Origin of the sequence: Halobacillus naozhouensis (genome assembly GCF_029714185.1) — a bacterium.
GTDB lineage: Bacteria > Bacillota > Bacilli > Bacillales > Halobacillaceae > Halobacillus_A > Halobacillus_A naozhouensis.
Genome location: NZ_CP121671.1, coordinates 2146386 through 2170108 on the forward strand (window position 1 = coordinate 2146386; position 23723 = coordinate 2170108).

A 23723-nucleotide genomic window follows, 5' to 3' on the forward strand; every position below is an offset into this window, starting at 1 on the left:
ATTTGAGGAGGTTATTCCATGTCGTCCCTTTTACAAATGACTGTAGGTGAATTGTTAGAGAAACAGGCGGAAATGTATCCGAATCATGAAGCGATGGTGTATCCGGAATTAAAACTGAGGAAAACGTATCGGGAATTTAATGATATGGCAGATAACGCTGCTAAAGGATTAATGGCTCTCGGGGTGGAGAAAGGAGAACATCTGGCTATTTGGTCTGATAATAAGCCCGAGTGGCTTGTCTCTCAATTTGCAACTGGAAAAATGGGAGCTGTACTCGTTACGGTGAATACGAATTACCGAGCACAGGAACTCGAGTACCTGCTGAAACAGTCTGACGCCACCACACTCATTCTGGCCGAAGAATTTAAAGGAACATCCTATGTCGATATTTTAAAAGAAATCTGCCCTGAACTGGATTCCTCGATCAAAGGAGATTTGCAGAGTGACCGGCTGCCACTTTTGAAAAATGTCATTGTCCTAAGTGACAAAGAATATCCAGGTTGCTTTTCCTGGCAGGATATCATTGATATGGGTCGTTCAATCTCCTCTGAACAGTTAGACCAGCGAAAGGCATCCTTATCCTATAAAGACGTTATCAATATGCAATATACCTCAGGAACGACAGGATTCCCTAAAGGGGTAATGCTCAGCCATTACAATATTGTCAATAACGGTAACCAGGTCGCGGATTCTATGAAACTGACAGAGGATGACCGGTTATGTATCCCGGTTCCTTTCTTCCATTGTTTCGGCTGTGTCTTGGGTACAATGGCAGCAGTAGCGAAGGGTACGACAATGGTTATTTTAGAGCAATTCAATGCAGAAAAAGTCTTGAAAGCTGTCAAGGAAGAGCGTTGTACAGGTCTCCATGGGGTACCTACGATGTTCATTGCTGAGTTAAATGATCCTAGTTTTGGAAAGTACAAACCTGACACTTTGAGAACAGGAATCATGGCAGGGTCTACATGTCCGATGGAAGTGATGAAAAATGTGATGAATAATATGGGTGCAGAAGAAATTACCATTGCTTACGGGCAGACAGAATCGTCTCCTGTAATTACTCAGACAAGGACGGATGATCCGATTGAACGCAAGGTAGGTTCCGTCGGGCGAGTTCATCCAAATGTGGAGCTAAAAGTAGTCGATCCAGCTACAGGAGAAGAAATCGAGCAAGGAATTCCTGGAGAATTGTGTACTCGAGGTTACTTAGTTATGGAAGGGTATTACAAAAATGAAGAAGCAACCGCGGCAGCGATTGATCAGGATGGCTGGCTTCATACGGGGGACATTGCTGTGATGGATGCGGAAGGCTATGTGGAAATTACCGGGAGAATGAAAGATATGATCATTCGTGGCGGTGAAAATATCTATCCGCGTGAAATCGAAGAGTTTTTATATCAATATCCAGACGTTCTTGATGTTCAGGTCATTGGCGTGCCTGACCAAAAATATGGTGAAGAAATCATGGCGTTTATCATAACGAAAGACAATTCAGAAGCCAGTGAACAAGACATCCGGACATTCTGTGACGGGCGAATTTCTATGCATAAAATTCCAAAGTATATCAGATTTACAGACGAATACCCGATGACAGCCAGTGGAAAAATCCAAAAGTTCAAACTGAGAGAAGATGCTATGGATTTCATTAATACTCATTCATAGGAGGGATTGTTTTGTTTTCTAAGATATTAATTGCAAACCGCGGTGAAATTGCTTCAAGAGTGATTCGCACTTGTGCCCGGTTAAATATTAAAACGGTAGCTGTTTACTCAGAAGCTGATCAGCACGCACCCTATGTGGAGGAGGCGGATGAGAGTTACTTAATTGGTAAACCGCGAGTGAATGAATCGTATTTGAACATCGATAAAATTTTACAAGTTGCTCAAAAATCAGGAGCTGAGGCTATCCACCCAGGTTACGGACTGTTAAGTGAAAATGCTGATTTCGCCAGAAGGATTCGTGAATCCGGAATCGCTTTTATCGGTCCTTCGGCTGATGTGATGGCTAAAATGGGTGATAAAATTGCTGCTCGAAACGAAATGAAGCAAGCGGGGGTTCCTATCGTTCCAGGCACCGATGAAGCTGTTGCTAATGCTGAAGCAGCGAAAGACATCGCTAAAGACTTTGGCTATCCGCTTATGCTTAAAGCAGCAGCAGGTGGTGGCGGAATCGGTATGCAGACTGTTCAAAGTGATGAAGAACTTGAGAAAGCTTTTGAAAGCAACCAGAAGCGTGCAGAAACGTTTTTCGGCGATGGCAAAATGTTTATCGAAAAGCAGATTATCGACCCAAGACACATCGAAATTCAAGTATTGGCTGATGAGTTCGGCAATGCTGTGCACTTATTTGAGCGGGAATGTTCGATTCAGCGTAGACACCAAAAAGTTGTTGAAGAAGCGCCATCTCCTTTTTTATCGAACGAAACGAGGCAGCGCATGGGAGAAAGTGCACTTAAAGCTGTAAATTCCCTGGGCTATACGAATGCGGGTACGATTGAATTTCTAGTAGATGAAGAAGAAAATTACTATTTTCTAGAAATGAATACACGTCTTCAGGTGGAGCATCCGGTTACGGAGGAAATCACTGGCTTGGACCTTGTAGAACAACAGCTGCGGATTGCTGCAAGAGAGAAGCTCACAATCAAACAGAGCGATCTTTCCATTCAAGGCCATGCGATTGAAGTACGTATCTATGCGGAAGATTCCAATACTTTTTTCCCGTCGCCAGGGCAAATAACCAACTTAGTGTTGCCGCAAGGAGAAGGAATTCGTCATGAATTGGCTGTCCATGGTGATTCACAAGTGACGCCTTTTTATGATCCCATGATTGCAAAGCTCGTCGTAAGAGGACCCTCTCGTGAGGAAGCGATTGATCGGCTGACCAAAGCCCTTCACCAATATGACGTGCAGGGGATTAAAAGTAATGTCATGATGTTAAAACGCATCATCACACATGAGAAATTCAAACAAGGTGACACGAAAACATCCTTTATTGAAAACTACTATTTACCAACACTTACAAATCACTAAGGAGGAAGAACAATGAACGAAGTAAAAGCATCTATGGCAGGTAGCGTATGGAAGATTGTAGCTCAAGCAGGAGATCAAGTGAAAAGCGGGGAAGACATCGCGATTTTAGAATCGATGAAAATGGAAATCCCGATCCCTTCGGAGGCTGATGGAACTGTAAAAGAATTGAAAGTATCTGAAGGCGATTTTGTCAATGAAGGTGACGTTATTGCGATTATCGAATAAATAGGAGCGGGTAAGATGTTAAAGTGGCCGGAAAAAGTCACCGTTAAAGAGGTGGGCCCTCGTGATGGGCTGCAAAACGAAAAGGTGAGTATCGCTACAGAGGACAAGATCGAATGGATCAATCAATTATCTGAGGCAGGCTATGATTATATTGAAATTAGCTCGTTCGTCCATCCGAAATGGATTCCTCAGCTGAAGGATGCAAGAGAAGTTGCGAAAGGAATTACCCGTGAAAAAGGGATTACTTATGCGGCGCTTGTGCCCAACATGAAAGGTCTTGAAACAGCTCTTGCAACCAATGTAGATGAAATATCTGTGTTCATGTCTGCAAGTGAATCTCATAACAAAAACAATATTAATAAATCTATTGAAGAAACATATCCAGTACTTGAAGAAGTCGTCAAAGAAGCTAAGGTGAATAACAAACGAGTACGGGGATATGTATCGACAGTGTTTGGGTGTCCTTATGAAGGGGATATTTCACTAAATCAGGTGTTGAGTGTATCCAACCGGCTGTTTGACATGGGAATTAACGAGCTGTCGCTTGGAGACACGATTGGTGTTGCTAACCCACATCAAGTTGATGAGACACTTCAATTTTTAAATGGAAAACTAGATTTATCAAAGATAGCCATGCATTTTCATAATACGCAAGGTATGGCTTTGGCCAATGTCCTCATTTCCTTACAGCATGATATTCGTATCTTTGACGGCTCCTTAGGAGGGCTAGGCGGCTGTCCATATGCGAAAGGAGCGTCTGGAAATTTAGCGACAGATGATTTAGTTCATATGCTTGAATCGATGGGAATTAAAACGGGAATTGACCAAGCTAATTTGCTGGAAGCGGCGAGCTACATTCAAGATAAACTTGGCAAATCCCTGCCGAGTCATCAGATGCATGTGAATAAATGAATTTAGTAACGGAGGTGTATTTCTTTGAGTTCATTAGTTAATCTTGACATCACGGATGAACGAATTGGATATCTTACGTTAAATAGACCTGGGGCTGCGAATAGTCTGTCTACTGCTTTATTAGACGAGCTTGCCAGCGCCCTGGAAGAAGTAAAACGTTCTGACGCCAATGTATTAGTTGTGACGGGGAGCGGTGAGAAAGCCTTCTGTGCAGGGGCTGACTTAAAGGAAAGGGCTGGGATGTCAGAGTATAAAGTCGTTCGAACCGTGGAGAAAATCGGTGATACGATCCGTAAGCTGGAGCAAGTTGAGATCCCAACCATTGCTATGATTAACGGAGCGGCGTATGGAGGAGGGCTGGAGCTTGCTCTTGCCTGTGACCTTCGAGTGATGACCTCACATGCTAAGATTGGTCTAACCGAAACGTCATTAGCAATTATTCCAGGCGCGGGCGGTACCCAGCGGCTAACTCGCTTAATCGGCTTAGGCAGAGCGAAAGAAATGATTTTTACCGCGAAACCGATCCAGGCTGATAAAGCCCTAACTATTGGTTTAGTTGAGGGAGTTTACACAGGTGGTGAGCTAAGAGATGAAACTTATGCTCTTGCTGCCCAAATAGCCAAAAATGGCCCAATTGCGCTAAAACAAGCTAAGAGAGCGATCCAAAATGGCAGTCAAACGGATCTGGCAACGGGACTTGAAATTGAGCGGATGTGTTACCAGCGAACCATTCCGACTGAAGACAGGATCGAAGGACTGCAAGCTTTTAAAGAGAAACGAAAACCTCAATATACAGGTAAATAATCAATAAGGCGGTGGACAAAATGAGTCAAACATTAGAACATATGAAGGAAAAAGTGTCTTCAGGCGGTTCGCCAAAATATCACGAAAAGAATCATGAAAAGGGAAAGATGTTTGTTCGGGAACGGCTTAGACAATTATTTGATGATAATTTAAATATTGAGGATGCTTTTTTTGCCAATTGTACAGACGGTTCTCTGCCGGCAGACGGTGTCGTAACGGGAATCGGTAAAATCAACGGGGAACAAGTTTGTGTGATGGCCAATGATTCAACTGTGAAGGCGGGTTCTTGGGGAGCTCGCACCGTTGAAAAGATTATCCGTATTCAAGAGACGGCGATGAAACTAGAGGTTCCCATGCTTTACTTAGTGGATTCAGCTGGGGCGAGAATAACTGATCAGGTTGATATGTTCCCTAACCGCAGAGGCGCTGGACGTATTTTCCATAACCAAATCAAACTATCCGGGCGCGTACCGCAAATTTGCTTGCTTTTTGGGCCTTCAGCTGCAGGAGGAGCATACATACCTGCTTTCTGTGACATTGTCGTCATGGTGGATGGCAATGCCTCGATGTATTTAGGTTCACCACGAATGGCAGAGAAAGTTATCGGCGAGAAGGTAACACTTGAGGAAATGGGCGGGGCTAACATGCATTGTTCTATTTCTGGCTGTGGAGATGTGCTCGCTAAAGACGAACCGGAAGCCATTGCTTATGCAAGGAACTATTTATCCTATTTTCCTTCAAATTTCCGCAATTCAGCAAAACGGCAAGAACCTGTTAAACCAGCTTCGTTAGAAAAGACAATTTCAGAAATTATTCCAGAGAATCAAAATGCTCCCTTTAATATGTACGACCTTATCGATCGATTAATTGACGAAGGGTCATTTTGTGAAATTAAAAAGAAATTTGCTCCTGAAATTATTACAGGGTTGTCGCGAATTGACGGGCGCCCTGTCGGAATCATTGCCAATCAGCCGAGAGCAAAAGGCGGGGTTTTATTCCCTGATTCTGCCGACAAATCGGCTAAATTCATGCAGCTTTGCGATGCTTTCAATATTCCGCTGCTCTTCCTTGTAGATATTCCAGGGTTCATGATCGGAACGAAAGTAGAACGGGCAGGCATCATCCGTCATGGGGCAAAAATGTTGTCAGCGATGAGTGAAGCAACGGTACCGAAGATTTCCGTGATTGTGCGGAAAGCATATGGAGCGGGACTTTATGCAATGGCTGGACCAGCCTTTGAACCAGATGCTTGTATAGCACTTCCTTCCGCGCAGATTGCTGTTATGGGGCCGGAGGCAGCTGTTAACGCCGTTTACGCTAATAAAATTGCTGAACTAGATGAAGCAGATCGTCCTGCTTTTATTAAAGAAAAACAAGAGGAATACAAAGAAAATATTGATATCTATCGCTTAGCTTCAGAATTAGTTGTTGATGATATTGTTCAACCGGACCGACTGAGAGATGATTTATCATTAAGGTTTGAAGCCTATTCCAACAAAAACGTTACGTTTACGGAGCGTAAACATGGTGTTTATCCTGTATAAAGAAACAGAAAATCCACTACCCATTGAAGGTAGTGGATTTTTAATGCTGTTATTTTTTTATAGGGTGATTTTGTCCGATTGATCTGATTTTATTTACGGCATCAGGATTCTCAAGAGCACTTAAGTCTCCAGATGGTTCATTTAAATAAGCTGATTTAATCGCCCGTCTCATGACTTTAGCATTTCGGGTTTTAGGTAAGTCCTGCACAGCAAATACTTTTTTCGGTGCAAGAGCTTTTCCCAGCTTATGGGCTAAATAATCTTTGAGTTCGTCGAGCAATGATGTCGTCTGTTCCTGTTTTAATACAACAAAAGCTACTGCTTCTTCGCCTTTGACTTCATGCGGAACGCCAATTACCCCGGCCTCAATTATAGCATCATGGGACACGAGAACGGATTCAACTTCCGCTGGTCCTAAACGCTTTCCCGCTACGTTTAATACGTCATCGGAACGGCCGGTGATCGTGTAGTAACCTTCTTCATCAACTGTGACCCAGTCCCCATGGACCCAAGTGTCTTCAAATCTGTTCCAGTAGGATTGTTCATATCGTTGATTATCTTTATAGAATCCTTTAGTCATTCCCACCCATGGTTGTTTTAAAACGAGCTCGCCAACTTCATTGACAAGCGATTGACCATTGTCGTCATATACATCAACGTCCATGCCTGGCAAAGCTGCATTAAAGGTAACGGGCTGAATAGGCTTAACGAGGACATTTCCAAATATCCCGCCGGAAACCTCAGTTCCACCAGAGTAGTTAAAAATAGGGACATGGGAATGACCAACATTTTTAAATAACCAATGCCACGGTTCAGGATTCCAAGGTTCTCCCGTTGATCCGATTAGCTTTAATGAGGATAAGTCATGTTTTTCTATCCAATCCAGCCCATGCTTGATCATGGATCGAATTAGAGTTGGAGAAATACCAAGATGTGTCACCTGATAACGCTCGACCAGTTCCCACAAACGGTCTGGCTGTGGGTAGTCAGGAGTTCCTTCAAACATAACAATTGAGGCACCATTCATTAAGCCCCCATAGACGAGAAAAGGCCCCATCATCCATCCCATATCGGTATACCAGAAAATCGTATCCTCTGAAGTAACGTCCATACACATCCCTGCATCAAAAGCAGATTTGATGGGGAAACCGGCATGTGTATGAAGCACTCCCTTAGGCTTTCCTGTTGTTCCAGAAGTATAAATGAGCATGTAAGGATCATCAGCTGAGGTTGATTTCGTCTCATAAGTTTTATTGTGATCTTTCACTTGATTAAATGTCAGATCACGCTTGTCCTTCCAGGTAACATTCTGTTGGGTACGCTCAACTACGATTACGTGCTCGAGCGTTTCACAAGCATCGGCAGCCTGGTCAGCTTCGTCTTTCATATTAATAGATTTGCCCCTGCGATAAAAACCGTCGGCAGTAATTAATACTTTTGACTCGGCAGCCTGGATTCGTGTCGCTATAGCTTCAGATTTGTATCCAGAAAAGGTCGGGCAAAATATCGCGCCGATTTTCGAAACCGCCAGCATGGAAATCAGCGTTTCAGGAAGCATTGGCAAGTAGATGGTCACAACATCGCCTTTTCCTAAGCCTAGTTTCTCTAATCCGTTTGAAAACGCATTCACTTCCTCGTAGAGTTCAGCATACGTGAATGAACGTTTTGCCCCATCGTCACCTTCCCAATATAGGGCGATATCATTTTTTTTCTCGTCTTTGCGGGCCCATTTATCCAGGGCATTGTGAACCACATTCATCTTTCCGTTTACAAACCAATCAGGATATTTAATTCCAGAGGAGAGATCAAGTGTTTTTGAATAGTGCTGATCCCACTCGATACCAAGTTCTGATACCGCTTGGTCCCAAAACCATCCTATATCTTCGGTCGATTTTTTTTGAAAAGCATCATAATCTTCATAACCGTGTTTTTTCATCCATTTGTAGAGTCGCGTGTTTCGTATTTGTTCATTTGTAGGAACCCATGCAGCTTCATATGTAGACATAATAAACCTCCTAGTAACATGCTCATTATCAGAAATATCCTAATTATAGTATAACTGAAAACGTTTCATAAATGAATGATACTTCAGGTGATTTTGAAAAATATCTGCTAAGACAGGGATAGATTTCTCCTAACGTGGTATAATTTAATTGTTTTGTCAGTCATTTAGTGATAAAGTCAAAATCGGATGAAAGTCGAGAGGGAATAACGAATATTTCCAAGATCATTAGAAACATTTATTATTACCATCGATTTTAAAAGAATGTTATTCTATAAGTGAAATAGCCACTTGTAGATATGGAATTTAGGAGGTAGATTATGAGAATTATTGTAGCAGGGGGAGATGGGTTCTGTGGTTGGCCAACCGCATTGTACCTATCCAAACAAGGACATGACGTCACCATTGTAGATAACTTGGTACGCAGAAAGATTGATGACGAGTTAAATTCTAATTCTGTAACACCAATTGCAACATTAGAAGAACGAGTAGAAAAGTGGGAAGAGTTGACCGGAAAAGAGATTCAAACGTTCACTGGGGATCTAAATCATTACGATTTTCTACGTGAAGTATTCCGCCAGACAAATCCTGATGCTTTCGTACATTTTGCTGAGCAGCGTTCAGCTCCATACTCTATGATTGATCGCGAACACGCAGTTTACACGCAGTCAAATAATGTGATCGGGAACTTAAACGTCCTTTATGCGATCAAAGAATTTGCTCCGGAATGTCACCTTATTAAATTAGGAACTATGGGAGAATATGGGACACCGAATATTGATATAGAAGAAGGGTATATTGAAATCGAACACAAAGGACGGAAAGATTTGCTTCCTTATCCGAAACAGCCTGGTTCGTTTTATCATTTATCAAAAGTACATGATAGCCATAATATTATGTTTGCATGTAAAATCTGGGGTATCCGTGCAACTGACTTAAATCAAGGTGTTGTTTATGGATTACATACAGAGGAAACGAAAATGGACCCTGTACTCGCAAACCGTGTTGATTACGATGGGGTGTACGGAACTGCCTTGAATCGTTTTATCAATCAAGCTGCAATTGGTCATGATATTACGGTATATGGCAGCGGTGGACAGACACGTGCCTTTTTAAACATTGAAGATACAGTGCGTTGTGTGGAAATTGCCGCAGAAAATCCGGCAGACCAAGGCGAATTTCGCGTGTTCAACCAATTTACGGAGTGGTTCTCCGTAAATGATCTGGCTGAGAGAGTTCAGAAAATCGCTAAAGAAGAGGGACTTGACACACAAGTTAAGAAGATTGAAAACCCTCGCATTGAATCAGAAGAACATTATTATAATGCAGTAAACACGAAACTTCGTGATCTTGGTCTTGAACCACACCTGCTAACAGATGATGTGATTCGGGATATTTTACGGGTAGCTGTAGAGAATAAAGAACGAATTATTGAAGAGAATGTTTTACCATCTATAACTTGGAAGTAAGGGGTTAACTGCTTTGAAGATCGCCATCATAACAGAGACATTTTTGCCATCAACGGATGGAGTCGTAACAAGGCTGAAGGAAGCAATTAAATATTTGCGCAAACAAGATCATGACGTTATTGTTATTGCTCCAGACCTGGGTGTAACAGAATATGAGGGTGCGATTGTCGAAGGCGTGAAGACTACGACAATGCCTTTTTACCGTTCTAAAAAGTTTTCTATGCCTCAGAAAAAGGTGAAAAAGCTGCTTCAAAAGCATAACCCTGACTTGGTTCACGTCGTTAACCCTGCTTTTGTGGGAGCGGCGGGGGTTTATTATGCCAGCAAGCTGAATTTCCCTTTACTTGCTTCTTATCATACACATGTACCTAAATATTTAAATTATTATCGTCTATACCCATTTGTCCCTGCAGTATGGTGGTATTTTCGAAAGCTGCACAACTTCGCAGATCTGAATTTATGTACCTCGAAGGCTATTCAGGGCGAACTATTCGAGAAAAATTTCCACAATGTCCATGTATGGGACAGGGGAGTTGCCATTGATCATTACCATCCTCATCATAAAAATGAGGCAATGCGAGAACGACTTTCTGGTGGTGAACCTGGCAATAAACTTCTTGTTTTTGTTGGGAGACTGGCACCGGAGAAGGAAATTGAAAAGATAAAACCGCTTCTCGAAAAACGTGATGATCTGTCCCTGGCTATTGTAGGAGATGGACCGAATAAGGAAGCACTTGAGAATACATTTGCCGATACAAAGACCATCTTTACCGGTTTACTTCATGGAGATGAATTAGCTCAAGCCTTCGCTTCTTCTGATGCTTTAATTTTCCCGTCTGTAACGGAAACATTAGGACTTGTCATTTTAGAATCAATGGCTTCTGGATTGCCAGTAATTGCGGCGAAGAGCGGACCGACAATGGAACAGGTAGAAGATGGACGTACAGGTCTATTATTTGAAAATGAAAACACGGACAGCATGATTGAGGCTGTCGATCGTTTAGAAGATGAACAGCTATATCAGCACTTAAGCAAAAATGCCAGAGAAGAAGCAGAAAAACACAGTTGGCAGAAACCAGCCAAGCAAATTCTCGATTATTATCATCAAACTTTAGAGGTTTATCAACAAAACCAGGCAAAAACAACAAAAAAATCAAAGATTAAAGTCACAGAGTAAAGGCTCTGTGACTTTTTCTGTTTGCGATATAAACATTCTCACTTGAAACTTAGTAGCAACTCCGAAAGTAAAATAAAACAAACCAAAACATCATCAAGTTTTTTTTTATCTAAATAAATTTCAATAGTTAAAGCAAACAAGCATCATAGTAAAAGAATAGCAAGCGTTTGTACAAATGTACATTAGGTCACGTATCGTCATTTATATTCTGAAGAGTACAGGGTTGACGTGGCTACTTTAGTTGGCAGTAAAAGAAATCAAGTGCATAGAGCAGTGTGAAGTCTTTGTGAATAACCATTTTATTATTTGTATTAAATTAACGAATCAGTTATTTTAAGTAGTGAATGACCGCTCAGTCAACCTTTATTGTCATGGTAACGAAGACGAATGAATTAGAGAGGGGAAGAAAACATGTCATACAAAAATGGAAGCAATGAAACTTATGTAAAGCTATTTTCATCTGAGTTCAACCAAGACCCTTACCCAACTTTCAGTAAACTGAGACAGGAGGATCCAATCCATCAAACGTTATTGCCAAACGGCCAGTATTCTTGGATTATAACGCGCTATGAAGATGCTGTAGCCGTTCTAAAAGATCCCCGATTTATTAAGGACTATACTTCTTTTCCAGGGGAGGAAGAACAAGAGGAAGAGCAGGCAGTTTCGAATATATTTGTCAAAAACATGCTTTTTTCTGATCCACCTGATCACAGACGGCTGCGGGGGCTCGTTCAAAAGGCTTTTACACCCAAAATGATTGAAGGTCTAAGAGGAAGAATTGAAGAAATTACTAATGAATTGCTTAATAAGGTCCAGTCAAAAGGTGAAATGAATTTAATTGATGACTTCGCATTTCCCTTACCGATTATTATCATTTGTGAAATGCTAGGTGTTCCCAGTCAGGACCGTGACAAGTTTCGAACCTGGTCGAATACGCTTGTAGAAGCCTCTAATGATCCAGAAGAAGCTGCGCAACTCCAAACACATATGACAGAATTTGTGATGTATCTCAGACAGTTATGTGCTGCACGACGCCAGGAGCCTGAAGATGATATGATTAGTAAACTAATTCAATCTGAAGAAGAAGGAGACAGCCTTTCTGAGCAGGAACTTTATGGCGTAATCTCTTTATTAATCATAGCTGGACACGAGACAACCGTTAATCTAATTACAAATGGGGTATTTGCATTACTCGAAAATCCTGAACAAAAAGCACAGCTAATAAACGATCCGTCTTTAATAGAGTCCGCTCTGGAAGAATTCCTTCGTTACAATGGTCCAGTTGAATTCAGCACGGACAGATGGGCTGCTGATGCTGTGGAATTACGGGGTAAAACCATTGCAAAAGGAGACCACGTGATCGTCGCACTGGACTCCGCAAATCGCGATCCAGAACAGTTTTCGGATCCAGAAGTTTTTGATATTACCCGCGGTAAAAGCAAACACCTTTCTTTTGGAAAAGGAATTCACTTTTGTCTGGGGGCTCCACTTGCCAGATTAGAAGCAGAAGTGGCTGTGACAAATTTATTAAGACGTATGCCTGATCTCCAAATCAATTCTGCTCCTGAAACATTGGAGTGGCGCCCTGGTATTCTGATGCGTGGTTTAAAAGAATTGCCTGTAGCATTTTGATTGAAAAAACACTGCTGGATAATTGTTAATTGTTCAGCAGTGTTTTTCATTTTGTTATAAAAGGGTTATTTTTCTGCATAGAGATCTGTTGTTGTTTTTTCTCTTGAAGATAAACCTTTCAGAATCATTTTCTTCATGTAACCATGGAATAAAAACTCTCCGATGGTAATGGCTACGGCTAAAAAGAAAGATACGGTTCCTAACGGTACGGATTCTTCAAATAATAAGGATCCTAAAAGCCAGATCCCGAGAGACGCTACCCCCATATCAGCTATTGTCGCTATCATATTCCCTAACTTAGGTAAGATTAACAAATCACCTACTATAAACGAAACAATTGTTAAACCTATGCTTGTAATTAGGATATCCGCCAAGGAGATTCCAAAGAAGACCCCTAAAAAAAACCATAATATTGCCGTCATCATCACAAGTTTTATGAAAAATGCTTTAATATACCTCATGATTTCCTCCTTCGATTAACTTTAAATTATTTTGTCCTGTTTCTTAAGCTTTAATCGCATGAATAACTTGAATAAAATGCGCTTATTTATAGTTGTTTCCAGGAAGTCCGTAAATGTCATGTTCCAAGATAAGGTAATAAATCCTTCTCAACAAGACTGAATACAAGGCGAATGAAATGACAATACATACACACACTACTATGGATGTTTTAATTAGAAAGGAGAAATGAACATGGCACAGCAACAAGCTCAACAATCTCTTCAACAAATTGCTCAAATCGCTCAGCAACTTCAACAGCAAGAACAGCAAAATGCTCAACAGCTTCAGCAATCACAACAGCAAGGTGGAGCTAACATGAGCTCTCAACAGCCAATGGCTCAGCGCGAACAAAATGCTGCCCAGCAGCTTCAGCAAATTCAACAACTTGCACAGCAATGTCAGCAGCAAATGAACCAACAATAAGTAGTAAATACAGGTAAATAACTGTCATCTAGTCCCGTATCACTGTGATACGGGACTATTTATTTAGCTAAATAGGAGTTTCTCACACGATAAGTCATTTACTTTAGATAAACAACATAACCTAACTAAATCCAGGTTAAAGAGCTTACGGTCTTAAATAGAAAAAGTAACTGCAGTATTTTTATAGGTTTGGGCTATGGCAAATGGGGTAAAAAGTTAGCATAAGTATGAAATGTAAAATAAAAAGAGCAGGAAAGCTTTTTCTAAAGACCATTGGCTATGTGTTACACCCTTAATCATTGAGGAGGAATAACGGTGAACTTAACACCCGAACAAAAGAAAAAGATTCTCCCTGTGACCACTGATCAACATCGTATGAAAGAACTTATTTCTGAATTGACCAGGGATAAAGAGAAAATTAAAAAAGATGATAAGGTCTATTACGATGAGAAAAAGGATAAGAAAGTCATCGAGCAGTATTATAGCAAGATCGATTTTGACAATGAAGACGAAAATAAATTCATGCAGTCTTTAGGGATGCTCCTTAAGGAAACCCATACGAATCCTTTGTCATATGACCCAAGCGAGTATGTTTATCCGTGGGTAGATTTGAGACCAGATGGTGATCTGATTAGTATTTATTCCGGGAAACAAAGAAGGCCCGAGGATGTTATGCGTGAGGATCATGAAACTTCCTTACGACGCCAACAAGAAGTAAAAAACATAACTGAAACAGACGATGATCAGATGAAATCAGAACTTCACCGAATGGAAAAAGAGTTCAAATATAATTGTGAGCATGCTGTTCCCCAATCCTGGTTTAATGAACAGGAACCGATGCGTGGTGACCTGCACCACTTATTTACCTGTGAACCTGTATGCAATTCAATTAGATCTAATTATCCTTATTATGATTTTACAAATTATAATCCAGGAAATATAAGTGTGGAGCGCATAGAGGAGTCATGCGGGAAAGCAGAGGAGGAATTATTCGAACCAGAATTCGCAAAAGGAACTGTAGCCAGAGCAATGCTGTATTTCCTTTTAAGATACCCTAGCCAAATTGAGCAGAAATATCAGAAGAGGATTGATTCAGAACTGTTGCTAGATTGGCATCAAAAATTTCAGCCCTCTCTTTATGAAAAACACCGAAACCAGGCGATTTATCAGCTGCAGGGGAACCGCAATCCATATATTGATTTTCCTGACATGTTTGTATAGTCAGAGAAATAATAGGTAATCAAATTATAAATACTGGATTCCTGTCACGAGTCAACCTCCCAAAAACATATGCTACCAATGAGGTTTATGTTAAGACAGGAGGAAAACAATGTATTCTCATTACTCGAATAGGCACTGGGCCAATCCAATGGTATACACTCCATTTATAGCCTATCCTTTCCATAACTACAGAGGCTATGTGCCGTATTATTATCGTCAACAGACGGTGAGAGGCCAAGCGACTTGGACAGAAGGAGGACAGGTTACGCAGTGCGGGATTCCGTGGTCAGAAAATCAGTATATGACGGCAGCCATCGGAGAAAATTCTCCCTATCAATGTGGGCAGACTCTTAAGATTAAAAACTTAGCTTCACAGAGAGAAATAGTGGTAACCATCGTGGACAGAGTGCCAGGATATCCTCCAAATAAAATTAATCTGCATCGTCAAGCTTTTCAAACACTAGGGGGGAATTTAGACGCGGGTGTCATGAATATTGAAATTACCCCATCCCCTGAATTAGAGGAAGAGAAATGGGGGAAGTATTTATTAGAAGTTACCCAAGCTGCCTATCCAAGCTATAATGTAATTGAATATAATTCAATTGAAAAAACGCAACTATCTGCTACACAAGTGCAAGAAACATATGAATATATTTTAACGTCACCACAGGAGCGAATTAAGGTCCGGGGAAATGTTATTTATAATCCTGAGACAGACAGAGTAATTTCATTTGATATTAAGGAAGTGTGATCAGCATCATATCTTATCCAGTAAATAATGATTATAAAGCAGGCATGGAGCTTTTATGGAAGCATACCATGCCTGCTTTATGTGGGTAATTACCTTTTACCTTCATCCTTAAGTTCTTCGCGTAAACCTTCAATACTTTCTTCGCGTCGTTGATTCTTCTCCTGAATTTGATCCATTTCGTCTTTGCTCATTTCTTCAGAATGCGCTTTAACATAATCATTTGCTTCATCCATATTTTGCAAAGTGTGACCGATGTTTTTTTCAATTCTCTCTTTATTATTAGAACGATCGTCTGGTTTTGCCATGATTTATACCTCCTTTTTTGCCGGTATAAATAGTATGCACGGGAACAAGGAGGCTATGTAACCAATTACGGATGATAAAGGTGTGTTACTATAAGTTAAAGAATAAATCAATGGAACAGGAGGAAATTAGCATGTGCAAACGTCATCCTTTTGTCAAAGGAGTAAATGTTGATCATCATACAAGATGTGCTCATTACCATACCGAGGTAGATATTATCGCGATTAAATTTTACTGCTGCAATGAATATTATGCTTGCTATTTTTGCCATCAGGAGGTTTCAAACCACGCTGTCTCAAAGTGGCCTCGAAACCGCTGGAATGAACGAGCTATTCTTTGTGGAAACTGTGAAAATGACCTAACCATTTCTGAATATATGGCTTCATCATATTGTCCTCATTGCAAAAGCCGCTTTAATGAAAAATGCAGTAACCACTTCCATCTTTACTTTGACATGACTGATCCATCTTCAGACATCACTTGCAATTCGTAAAATAATTTAAAATTTAAGAAGTCCGTATCTTTTAGCAGTCTTTTTTCGTTTATACATATGAAAGACATTTTAAAGGAGGTAAAAACATGCGGCCGCTTGTTCATAACACTCCAATTGCAAAGGAAACAGATTTTGAGGCAGCTATAAAGAACTATATACCTGATTTACAGAAATATTGTCTCTCCCTGACTAAATCAAAGTGGGATGGGGGAGATCTTATGCAGGATACGTTAGCAAAGGCTTATAAAGACTGGATCAGGAGCCAGAAACCGATAGTTAAGGCATATTTATTTCGAATCGCTTCAAACACCTGGATTGACGGCCACCGTAAAACCAAAATTAAAGAGGAATTGGGCAAAGACTTATCAGTGTTTAGCCAAAAGGAGACCTCAATCTCTGATCCTGTTTACCGAGCCATAGAACTGCTTCTTAGAGAATTATCGCCTAAACAGCGAGTGGTCATGTTATTGGTAGAAGGACTTGGGCTTACTGCAAAAGAAACTGCTGAAATGCTCTCTGCTAGTGAAGGTTCAATTAAAGCTACCCTCCATCGCGCTCGTAAAAAGGTAAAAAAGATAAATTACTCTTACGAAAATTCAGACCGTGGGGGAGAGGATCCAATTCTTTATGTAACGGCGCTTCGCAATGGAAATCCGTCCACTTTTGTACAGTTTTATCACCAAGAAACACAAGGTTTACGCATGATAATGGGGGACCTTGAGTCAAGGCTTGCTACCTTGCCTGCAGCTCATACGATTAAAGGAGAAGCCTGTGCTTACCTGTTACTTTCCTTCGCCACAAAAAAAGGAGATATCTTGTTTATTCCTTTTTATCAAGAAGAGTTATTTGCTTTGTTGTTACAAATTAAAGAAGGAAGTAAAGGATTACTACTTGCGAGTTAGGAAGGTGTATACATGTCTAATGTGATTCCTTATGTAGTGGAGCAAACAACCAGAGGAGAACGCTCTTACGATATCTATTCCCGTTTATTAAAGGACCGAATAATTATTTTAGGGACACAAATTGATGATGCCGTTGCAAATTCAGTTGTTGCTCAGCTCCTATTCTTAACGGCGGAAGATAGTGAAAAGGATATTCATTTATATATTAACTCTCCAGGCGGATCGATTTCTGCTGGAATGGCGATTTATGATACCATGCAATTTATTAAGCCAGATGTGTCGACAATTTGCACAGGGTTAGCCGCATCCATGGGCGCATTCCTGCTTTTAGCAGGGGAAAAAGGGAAACGATACGCTCTTCCGAACGCTGAGATGATGTTACATCAGCCTTTAGGAGGAACAAAGGGGCAGGCAGCTGATATTAAAATTCATGCTGATCATATTATTAAAACGAGAAAAACCATTAACCATATAATCTCAGATCGTACAGGTCAGCCGCTTGAAAAAGTAGAAAAGGATACAGACCGTGATTATTTTCTTACCGCTGAGGAAGCAAAAGAATATGGAATGATCGACAAACTGATGGTCAACGGGGGTTCATAATTATTTACTGTAAATGATTTATGTTAACAATAAATAAATGTGCAAGCGCAAAACCGGTGTACCGGTTTTGCGCTTGGTTTTTGTGAAGAGCCACACTATTCATATGATTTTGGTACTTTTGTAGTTATTATTAAATAGTATGACTACTAAATAGAAACGTACATATTTATGTACTAGAGCAGTGAAAGTGAAAAGGGTAGTTGGTTAGCTGTGATAGTGTGTATGAACAAACTATTTGGAGTGGTTATGATGAAATTAATAAGAGAGGAAGTTAATAATAAAATAAGCAGAATTTTGAAGTTGGATGACACAGAAAAGTTTCTCCATGAGCTTCAAACTTACCTTTCCAGCAAATCTATAGAAAAGATAGATTTGAGTTTCTATAAAGATATACGAATGCTCAATATGGAGTTAAGCAAGTTAAGTCCAGACGAGAAAAGGTTATTACAAATTAAAGTAACCGCATTAATTACATATCTCGATGAAGTCAACAAAATTCATTTCCCATCACCTTTTATCATAGGGGTATTCACGGCTGTTATTTCTTTACTGCTCGGAGTTATGATCAAGGACATCGCAGCCTTTCCTGTGTGGACGGTTTCCTCAGTTGTCATTTGTTTCGTTTTGTTTATCCCTGGAATCTCCTGGATTAATTTGATTCAATCAGGAAAAGATGCAGAAATTAAACAAGTTCTTACAACGCTCTATAGTTTATTAGACATACAAAACTAAATTAAATGGATCGTATATTGTTTAAGAAAAAGTTGGATGAATAGTAGTGTTAACTACAGTTAAACGATTATTAGAGTAATGGAGGAAAGAGGGGAAACGTGTGAAAAGTAACCACGAAGAAATGAAGGAGAACCAGCTATTAGCCCTTTTTCAACGTGAGCTGCGTCTAGAAGCCAACACACCTGGTTATGTGAGGGAAGCTACAGATCACGTAGTGCGTCATGTCAGCAAACAAAAAAATGAAAAAGGATTCATTATATGCTCCCATTTAAACGAGGAAAATGCTTCTGAAATTATAGATTCTGAAATGTGTTATTTTAATAATCTTGGCCAGGAATTCGAATGGAAGGTTTATAGCTATGATCAACCGCATAACCTAAAGGCTCTTCTTATGCAAAAGGGATTTGATATGGAAGAAGAGGAGGCCCTTATGGTGTTGGAACTTAATGAGCAGCACCACCTGATAAATAGACCAGCTTCAGCTATTGTAAAAGAAATTAGAGATAAGGAAGGAATTGAAGACATCATTGCATTAGAGAACACGATTTGGGGAGAATCTCATACTGAATTAGGGGAAAGGCTCTGGAGAGATAAACAAAATAATCCAGATTCTTTATTCCTATATGGAATATATCAGGAAGGACTCCTTGTTAGCGCTGCCTGGATGTATATCGAATCAAATTCCTCATTTGCGAGTTTGTGGGGCGGATCTACATTGTCTTCTGAGCGTGGAAAAGGTTATTATACCGAACTATTAGCTGACAGGGCCAAAAAGGCATATGAATATGGGCGAAAACACCTTACCGTGGATGCTCGTCCGATGAGCCGCCCGATTCTTGAAAAGTATAGGTTTACTTGCCTGGCTTATACTTACGGCTGCCACTCTCCTTCATTTAAATAGAGCAATGTAAGGGATTACTAATAGACGGCTTAGTAATCCCTTTTGTTATCTGTAACCCCTTTCAGTTATATTGTTAAATAAAACACATAAAATCAATTGAGATAACATCAATAGTTAAAGGGGTTGTTAAAACTTAATCAGAGGTGGTCTAAATGGCACAAAAAGTTTTGCTTTTTGGAGATATAGGGATTGATGATGCTATTGCAATTATCTATTCGTTTTTTAACAAAGATATTGACATAGTAGGCATTGTTGCTGATTATGGGAATGTATCCAGAGAAACAGCTGTCAATAACGTTTATTATTTATATGATCTGCTTGGGATTGAAGATGGGCCTCCAATCATTGGCGGTGCTGAAGTACCTATGACTGCAGAGTATCCAATATATGCCCCCGAAGTACATGGTGAGTCTGGTCTAGGTCCGATTATACCGGATGATTATGGTGGAGAGAGTGAAAACTTTTTTGAAATTGTAAAGCTAATTGAAAAATATCAGGATGATCTCATTATCGTTAACATCGGAAGACTTACTTCTCTTGCAACGATGTTCATTTTGTACCGATCCCTTATGGAAAAAGTGGATGGGTTTTATATTATGGGCGGGGCCTTCTGGGTACCTGGAAATGTAACAGCTGTTTCTGAAGCTAATTTTTATTCAGACCCCGTTGCTGTTCAAATTGTACTCAGGTACGCTCATAACACAACTATAATCCCGTTAAACGTAACGCGACAAGCAATTGTAACCCCGGAAATGGTAGAGTATATTGACTATAAAGGTAAAACAAAGATAATAAAACCGATGTTAGATTACTACTATGATTTCTATAAAGAAAAAAATCCAGATATTCAGGGTAGTCCGGTTCATGATGTTCTTACTGTAATGGCATCAATTCGGGATAATATGTTCACATACCAAACTTTCCCAATCCATATCGTAGAAGCAACCGAACATGTACAGAGAGGGCAAAGCATTGCGAAATTTATGGCCAGTGAGATGTCTGAGTATGAAGAGACAGATAAACCCCACCGGATAGCTTTCGGGTTTGATTACTCCATATTTTTTAACGATTTTATGAGCATCATGACCGGCGAACCATTTAACTCGAGGACTTAAGTTAATAAAAAGTCGGTCACAAAGGCAGTGAATTCTTTTTCATATGAATGATCATATTTATGCAATGAATAAATGCTACACGATGGTAGGTCCAGAAATGGTGTATCAACTACAAGCATTCGCCCTTCTTGTATTTCCCTGTTAATGGCGAAAGTGGGAAGGAAAGAGATACCCATACCTTCCTGGATGAATCTTTTAGCAGCATGTGACTGAGAAACCTTAAGAAATCGAGGGGAGGGGACATGCCTTTGAATTTCACTTTTTAACCGTTCCCAGTACCCAGGATGATGATCTGTGAAAATAATGGATTGGCTCATAATTTCATAAGGGTCGAAAGCTGGAGCAGTTTCTAAATCGTATCCATCGTGAGGAATCGCCAATGTGATTGAATCACTAAACAGCTTTTCGCAAAATAAACCTTCACTGATACTGGGTAAACAAGAAAAACCAATATCAATTTGATCATCTTCAATCAATCCTTGTAATTGCGAGGATTCGGTAACTTGGATAGACAGTTCTACGCTCTGGTTTTTCTCTTGAAACCTACGAATTATACTTGGAAAAATACTATCAATTAGTAGTGGCGTCATCCCAATCATAAATGTTTGACGATAGCCTTGTTTAACACTTCTAACCTTTTTCAGCACATTCTCGTAATATTCCAAAAGGCCTGCTGCCTCACTGCGAAACATCCTGCCAAACTCCGTGAGCTGTATGTTTCTGCCTTGTTTCACAAATAATTCCTTCTGTAATTCCTCTTCTAGCTGCCTGATATGGAGGCTTACGGCAGGTTGAGTGATAAATAATTTCTCAGCAGTTTTCCTGTAATTCAGCTCTTCTGCAGCTATGGAAAAAGTTTTTACCCATTTTATTTCCATTTGATCCCTCCTATAAGTAATGCTTATTAAATCAATCATTATTACTTACTTTTTATTATGATACTACTATCTTACAATAAAAAGTAAGGAGGGAGTATCATGTTCAATCCTGGTTTAAAAGGTGTAACTGCTGTGGAAACGTGTTTGAGTCAAATTGATGGTAAAAAGGGAGATTTATATTATCGTGATCATTCTGTTCATGATTTAGCAGGGAGGTATAGCTTTGAAGAAGTTAGTTACTTCTTAATAAAAGGGGAGATGCCAGATGCAAACGAGTTGCGGTCGCTGAAAAAGTTCCTGTTAAAGGAACGCAGCATCAGTAGTGAAATAAAGCAATGGATTGAACACTTAGTAAAAAAACAATCGATTACAGCAACCATTCGTTCAGCCGTATCTTTCTTAGATGAATCAGAAGATCAATGGCCGATTCAAACTTATGAAGCTTTTCGACTGCTGGCTAAACTACCAACAATCGTTGCCTATAGTTATCGAAAGAAGTGGTTAAATGATTTAAAACCTGGCCGTAAACTATATGCGAACGTCGAATATTATGCTGCATCGCTAATGAAAGCAGTCAGAATTCCAGCAGAATTATTCACACCGATTTTTTGTTGCAGCCGAATCGTTGGATGGACAGCGCACATTATAGAACAGTCAAAAAATAATACGATATTCAGACCTGAAGCTAAATACTTGAATAACAGCTAATTTATTTCATTCTGTCTCACTATCATAAGTTTACTTAGATAATGAGACAGAAACTGTTTTAAATTATCGACTACCTATAATATATATTATGTCTACTAGTAAAAAATACTAAATAAGGGATATAACCATTTACTTTCCTTTTCTAAAAGTCTATTTTCAGTAAACCGGTTATATTTTCTTTTTAAATAAAGTCCTTTATCGTCGTATATCCATTGGTTAACAAGAATATCGAAAAGAGATTCCATGAAATTTAATGATCCCCCTACTATATTTACGAACTCTTTATGTTCATAAATACAGCCATCCCCAACGATATAACCCCTAACGAAATGTGAAAGGTATTGCTCCGGGACATGAGGAAACTTTAAGTCTAATGACTTCTTTGGTTTTATATTGGGTAATTCCATAACCATATAGCGGCGTTTCCAACTCCCATGAGGTCTCTTCAATATATTTTCCTTTTTTAGGATCATTCTAATGTATCTAGCGGAAACATTGGCTTTTTTTGCAATATCCTCCGTTCTTTCACCCGCATTATAAAGCCTTATAATCTCTTCATTAGACAATGTTCTTTTTGTTCTAGGCCTTTTAGACCGTTCGCTCATGAACTTCAGCTCCCTCCTTTGATTAATTATATTATACCGAATATATGTTCCCTTTGGAATATTAATATAAAACTTCTGAAAACTACCTTTAATACGATCACTACTTGAGGTATAACCATTAGCATATCGAGTATATATGGTAAACAGAGGTGATATTTATGGAAGAAGTCCAGAAAGATCGAGCCACGTCTAAAACACCTGAAGGTATGATTTATGTAGTTGATCCATCACCATTGAATTGGTTGTATGTCCTATTCAATACAATGGAAGAAGCAGTCAGAGCAGATCGTTCCGGCGCCATAATCCCTTCTCTTGCTACTTATCAGTGGGTTAGTGAAACCATTCTGGAACTAGAACTTAAACAAGGTGTTACGTTTCAGAATGGTGAAAAATTTTCGGCAGACATCGTGAATAAGAGCATCCACGAACTGCTGCGCTGGTTAGTCCCCCACCCTCCTGGATCCTTCCTTAATTTTTTCAAGCCTGCTTCTGTAGACATCATTGATTCTCACACTGTACAAATTAATTTTCCAAAACGGGATGGTCTAGCTGTTGCAAAGTTAAGAGCCACTCATTTCGCAAATTTCCTATTTTGGAATAAGATTGGATTCGGATATCAAAAGCTTGGTACAGGGGAAGGACACTGGTGAGTACTTGATGCTGCCGGCCCGTGGGGTACCGGCCCATTTGTTTTATCAGAAGGTCATTCCTCCATCGAAAATACGATTGCGTTTATTAATAAAGAGCCATTTGCCGCAACATGGCTCACTGAAAAAGAGTTGCGAACACCCTA

The 23723-nt window shown here is 39.9% G+C and carries 24 protein-coding genes and 2 pseudogenes; 21 read left to right on the plus strand and 5 right to left on the minus strand.

The features are described from left to right. Positions 1-18 precede the first annotated feature (18 nt). Genes P9989_RS11225 through P9989_RS11250 form a run of 6 tightly spaced genes read left to right on the plus strand, consistent with a single transcriptional unit; the run spans position 19 to position 6514 of the window. Positions 19-1662: an AMP-binding protein gene (locus P9989_RS11225; protein ID WP_283075013.1), complete on the plus strand. Its 1644-nt coding sequence runs from the start codon at positions 19-21 to the stop codon at positions 1660-1662. Positions 1663-1673: 11 nt separating this feature from the next. Further along, positions 1674-3029 (plus strand): acetyl-CoA carboxylase biotin carboxylase subunit, encoded by a 1356-nt coding sequence (locus P9989_RS11230; protein ID WP_283075014.1) that lies wholly within the window; start codon positions 1674-1676, stop codon positions 3027-3029. Positions 3030-3041: 12 nt separating this feature from the next. Next, complete coding sequence (locus P9989_RS11235; protein WP_283075015.1) at positions 3042-3254, plus strand: acetyl-CoA carboxylase biotin carboxyl carrier protein subunit; 213 nt, start codon at positions 3042-3044, stop codon at positions 3252-3254. A 15-nt stretch (positions 3255-3269) separates the two neighbouring features. Beyond that, the gene (locus P9989_RS11240; RefSeq protein WP_283075016.1) at positions 3270-4166 is read left to right on the plus strand and encodes a hydroxymethylglutaryl-CoA lyase; all 897 of its coding nucleotides are present in this window, start codon (positions 3270-3272) and stop codon (positions 4164-4166) included. Positions 4167-4190: 24 nt separating this feature from the next. Further along, on the plus strand, positions 4191-4970 hold the full coding sequence (locus P9989_RS11245; protein WP_283075017.1) for an enoyl-CoA hydratase-related protein: 780 nt from the start codon (positions 4191-4193) through the stop codon (positions 4968-4970). Between the two features lie 20 nt (positions 4971-4990). After that, positions 4991-6514 (plus strand): acyl-CoA carboxylase subunit beta, encoded by a 1524-nt coding sequence (locus tag P9989_RS11250; protein WP_283075018.1) that lies wholly within the window; start codon positions 4991-4993, stop codon positions 6512-6514. Positions 6515-6563: 49 nt separating this feature from the next. Here P9989_RS11250 and P9989_RS11255 read toward each other — a convergent pair whose 3' ends face one another. Continuing rightward, a complete protein-coding gene (locus P9989_RS11255; protein WP_283075019.1) occupies positions 6564-8519 on the minus strand; it encodes an AMP-binding protein in 1956 nt (651 codons plus the stop codon). 317 nt (positions 8520-8836) lie between these two features. Between P9989_RS11255 and P9989_RS11260 the strand changes: the two genes are divergently transcribed. The 3 genes from P9989_RS11260 (at position 8837) to P9989_RS11270 (ending at position 12794) form a co-directional block, all read left to right on the plus strand. Further along, on the plus strand, positions 8837-9985 hold the full coding sequence (locus P9989_RS11260) for an NAD-dependent epimerase/dehydratase family protein (RefSeq protein ID WP_283075020.1): 1149 nt from the start codon (positions 8837-8839) through the stop codon (positions 9983-9985). 13 nt (positions 9986-9998) lie between these two features. After that, on the plus strand, positions 9999-11162 hold the full coding sequence (locus tag P9989_RS11265) for a glycosyltransferase family 4 protein (protein ID WP_283075021.1): 1164 nt from the start codon (positions 9999-10001) through the stop codon (positions 11160-11162). A 411-nt stretch (positions 11163-11573) separates the two neighbouring features. Continuing rightward, positions 11574-12794 carry a cytochrome P450 family protein gene (locus P9989_RS11270; protein ID WP_283075022.1) on the plus strand — a complete coding sequence of 407 codons (1221 nt, stop codon included), beginning with the start codon at positions 11574-11576 and terminating at the stop codon, positions 12792-12794. 65 nt (positions 12795-12859) lie between these two features. On the opposite strand, the gene P9989_RS11275 is transcribed toward P9989_RS11270, so the two are convergent. Then, positions 12860-13255 (minus strand): DUF2512 family protein, encoded by a 396-nt coding sequence (locus tag P9989_RS11275; RefSeq protein ID WP_283075023.1) that lies wholly within the window; start codon positions 13253-13255, stop codon positions 12860-12862. A 232-nt stretch (positions 13256-13487) separates the two neighbouring features. On the opposite strand from P9989_RS11275, the gene P9989_RS11280 reads away from it, so the two are divergent. The 3 genes from P9989_RS11280 to P9989_RS11290 all read left to right on the plus strand — a co-directional run bounded on the left by P9989_RS11280 (position 13488) and on the right by P9989_RS11290 (position 15690). Then, positions 13488-13718, plus strand: a complete 231-nt coding sequence (locus P9989_RS11280) for a hypothetical protein (protein WP_283075024.1) — start codon at positions 13488-13490, stop codon at positions 13716-13718. A 315-nt stretch (positions 13719-14033) separates the two neighbouring features. Further along, a complete protein-coding gene (locus P9989_RS11285; RefSeq protein ID WP_283075025.1) occupies positions 14034-14939 on the plus strand; it encodes an endonuclease I family protein in 906 nt (301 codons plus the stop codon). 109 nt (positions 14940-15048) lie between these two features. Further along, positions 15049-15690 (plus strand): DUF3889 domain-containing protein, encoded by a 642-nt coding sequence (locus tag P9989_RS11290; RefSeq protein ID WP_283075026.1) that lies wholly within the window; start codon positions 15049-15051, stop codon positions 15688-15690. 89 nt (positions 15691-15779) lie between these two features. Here P9989_RS11290 and tlp read toward each other — a convergent pair whose 3' ends face one another. Further along, a complete protein-coding gene (gene tlp, locus P9989_RS11295; protein ID WP_283075027.1) occupies positions 15780-15995 on the minus strand; it encodes a small acid-soluble spore protein Tlp in 216 nt (71 codons plus the stop codon). Between the two features lie 131 nt (positions 15996-16126). Between tlp and P9989_RS11300 the strand changes: the two genes are divergently transcribed. The 6 genes from P9989_RS11300 to P9989_RS11325 all read left to right on the plus strand — a co-directional run bounded on the left by P9989_RS11300 (position 16127) and on the right by P9989_RS11325 (position 20739). Continuing rightward, complete coding sequence (locus P9989_RS11300) at positions 16127-16486, plus strand: CHY zinc finger protein (RefSeq protein WP_283075028.1); 360 nt, start codon at positions 16127-16129, stop codon at positions 16484-16486. An 86-nt stretch (positions 16487-16572) separates the two neighbouring features. Next, positions 16573-17388, plus strand: coding sequence for an RNA polymerase sigma factor (locus P9989_RS11305; RefSeq protein ID WP_283075029.1), 816 nt, complete (start codon positions 16573-16575; stop codon positions 17386-17388). A 12-nt stretch (positions 17389-17400) separates the two neighbouring features. After that, positions 17401-17991: an ATP-dependent Clp endopeptidase proteolytic subunit ClpP gene (gene clpP, locus P9989_RS11310; RefSeq protein WP_283075030.1), complete on the plus strand. Its 591-nt coding sequence runs from the start codon at positions 17401-17403 to the stop codon at positions 17989-17991. A gap of 222 nt (positions 17992-18213) precedes the next feature. Then, on the plus strand, positions 18214-18723 hold the full coding sequence (locus P9989_RS11315) for a hypothetical protein (RefSeq protein WP_283075031.1): 510 nt from the start codon (positions 18214-18216) through the stop codon (positions 18721-18723). Positions 18724-18823: 100 nt separating this feature from the next. Beyond that, positions 18824-19624 (plus strand): N-acetyltransferase, encoded by an 801-nt coding sequence (locus P9989_RS11320; protein ID WP_283075032.1) that lies wholly within the window; start codon positions 18824-18826, stop codon positions 19622-19624. A gap of 152 nt (positions 19625-19776) precedes the next feature. Then, a complete protein-coding gene (locus P9989_RS11325) occupies positions 19777-20739 on the plus strand; it encodes a nucleoside hydrolase (RefSeq protein WP_283075033.1) in 963 nt (320 codons plus the stop codon). Here the strand turns inward: P9989_RS11325 and P9989_RS11330 are convergent. After that, complete coding sequence (locus tag P9989_RS11330; RefSeq protein WP_283075034.1) at positions 20736-21617, minus strand: LysR family transcriptional regulator; 882 nt, start codon at positions 21615-21617, stop codon at positions 20736-20738. The two genes, P9989_RS11325 and P9989_RS11330, sit on opposite strands and share 4 nt — an antisense overlap. Positions 21618-21716: 99 nt before the next feature. Between P9989_RS11330 and P9989_RS21700 the strand changes: the two are divergent. Next, positions 21717-22055 (plus strand): annotated as a pseudogene (locus P9989_RS21700) (citrate/2-methylcitrate synthase); the annotation flags it as partial. Positions 22056-22130: 75 nt separating this feature from the next. Beyond that, positions 22131-22325 (plus strand): annotated as a pseudogene (locus P9989_RS21705) (citrate/2-methylcitrate synthase); the annotation flags it as partial. A gap of 95 nt (positions 22326-22420) precedes the next feature. Here the strand turns inward: P9989_RS21705 and P9989_RS11340 are convergent. Further along, positions 22421-22930 (minus strand): hypothetical protein, encoded by a 510-nt coding sequence (locus P9989_RS11340; RefSeq protein ID WP_283075036.1) that lies wholly within the window; start codon positions 22928-22930, stop codon positions 22421-22423. Between the two features lie 158 nt (positions 22931-23088). Here P9989_RS11340 and P9989_RS11345 point away from each other — a divergent pair, with 158 nt between their 5' ends. After that, on the plus strand, positions 23089-23580 hold the full coding sequence (locus P9989_RS11345; RefSeq protein ID WP_283075037.1) for an ABC transporter substrate-binding protein: 492 nt from the start codon (positions 23089-23091) through the stop codon (positions 23578-23580). Positions 23581-23723 lie beyond the last annotated feature (143 nt).